The organism is Microvirga sp. KLBC 81, from assembly GCF_003075415.1.
Classification (GTDB): domain Bacteria; phylum Pseudomonadota; class Alphaproteobacteria; order Rhizobiales; family Beijerinckiaceae; genus Microvirga.
On sequence record NZ_QDAH01000215.1, the window covers coordinates 1 to 1,947 of the forward strand.

The following is a 1,947-nucleotide window of genomic DNA, read 5'->3' on the forward strand; positions in this document are numbered from 1 at the left end:
TCCTGCAACCAGAAGGGAATCACAGCTTTGCCCCGGAGAGAACCCTTTGACTCCGCGTTTCAGTCCGATGCTCTAGGAACGGGCTCTCCTTAAGTACACCCTCGACCCTGATCCCAGCGTCGAGCCAGTGCGTTTTTGAAAGATCACGCGCGGGCAGCTGCAATCCTGCCTCGCCAACCTGCCGGTCTGTCTAATTGGGATGGAGGCCTGCGGCGGTGCTGCCTTGGGAGGTGGCAATGGATCAAACTCAGGATGTGGGAGTAGCGGCGGTTCTGGTGGCAATTGAGCTGAGCAAGACAACGTGGCTCCTGGCGATCCACGATCCTGCTATTGGCAAAGTATCAATGCGGCGTGTCAGCGGGGGGTGAAGCAGATACGCTCATCAAGGTAATCGAGCGGGTGCGGCACAGCGCTGAGACCCGATTAGGATCTCCCGTCGAGATCGAGTGCGTCTTCGAGGCAGGCTATGACGGGTTCTGGTTGCAGAGCCGTCTCGCCCAAGCCGGGATCGCGTGCCACGTGATGGATCCGGCCAGCCTCAAGTTCGACCGTCGGGCGCGTCGCGTCAAAACGGATCGGGTCGACGCAGAATGCCTCCTGCGGGCACTGCAGGCCTGGCGTCGCGGTGACCGGCATGCGTGCTCCTTCGTCCGGATCCCGAGCATCGAGGAGGAGGATGCGCGCAGACCCCATCGCGAGCTGGCGCGACTGGTCAAGGAACGAGTGGCCCACACCAACCGGATCAAAGGCCTGCTGGCATTGCATGGCGTCCGAACCTTCCAGCCGCTCCGCCGCGACCGACGTGAGGCACTGGCTAAACTGCAAACAAGCTGTGGCGAGCCTCTGCCGGCACGGTGCCGGGCTGAGGTCGAACGGGAGTTGTCGCGACTCGAGCTCGTGCTGCAGCACATTGCGGAGGTCGAGAGTGCGATGGCAGAGCCGGCATCCGTCACGCCGGCCACGCGCGAGGGAGTATCCGCTCCATCTGAGGCCCCTACGCCGGATGTCGTGACCATGCTGGAGAAGCTCACCTGCGTCGGCCGCAAGACAGCCGTGGTTCTCACCCGTGACGTGCTGTGTCGTGACTTCCGGGATCGCCGCAGCCTGGCAGCCTTCGCCGGACTGACGCGGTGTCCATTCAGCAGTGGCCGCCTTCACCACGAGCAAGGCATCAGTAAGGCCGGGAACTCGATCGTGCGCGCACGCCTGTTGCAGTTGGCGTGGCGCTGGGTTCGCTTTCAAACGACGAGCGACGTCACTGCCTGGTTCTTGGTCCGAACGACAGGCAACAGCAAGCGGAACCGCCGCATTGCCATCGCCGCAGTTGCCAGAAAGCTGCTGATCGCGCTGTGGCGTTACGTCACCACCGGCCTTGTGCCAGCGGGAGCAAGGATCAGATCGGCACAGACCTGACCGCGATTGGAGAAGATCGTCCCGGAGCGACGGCTCCGTGACGTCCGGGGTGGACGTGTGATCGTGTAGTCGTTGGGGCTCACGGCCCGAACCAAAAAGTTGGATCCCGTCCGCCTGCAGCTTGCACGCCGTGCATGAGGCACCTGGGTTGGTTTGGCCGACCGGATACGAGTGGATGGCGCCAAGCGCCTGACCTGATGCAAGCGCGCCCCGGACGTCGAAAACGGCTGAGGGTCCGAGCATGACTTGACACAACCATCATACGAACGATTACCGCGATGCCGAGGCCATCGCCGAGGCGGTGCTCCGCCCGACCATGCGGCCCGTGCCGCTGAAGTCAGCCGAACAACTCGATCTGCAAGCCCTGCACCGTGTGCGAAGCCGTCTGGTCGGGCAGCACACGGCGGTGATCAACCAGATCCGCGCCTTCCTGCTCGAATGCGGCCTTCCGGTGCGGCAGGGGCTTGCCGGTTTACGCGAGGCTCTTCCCACCCTTCTGTCGCAACGCACGGACGTGCTCTCGCCGCGGATGAT

At 63.5% G+C, this 1,947-nt stretch carries 1 protein-coding gene and 1 pseudogene; both read left to right on the forward strand.

Features of this window, described 5'->3' with window-relative positions:
- Window positions 1-330 precede the first annotated feature (330 nt).
- Entirely contained in the window at window positions 331-1,413 is a 1,083-nt protein-coding gene (locus DC522_RS33285; protein ID WP_165820441.1) for an IS110 family transposase, read from the forward strand.
- A 265-nt stretch (window positions 1,414-1,678) separates the two neighbouring features.
- A pseudogene (locus tag DC522_RS33290) lies at window positions 1,679-1,947 on the forward strand (transposase); the annotation flags it as partial.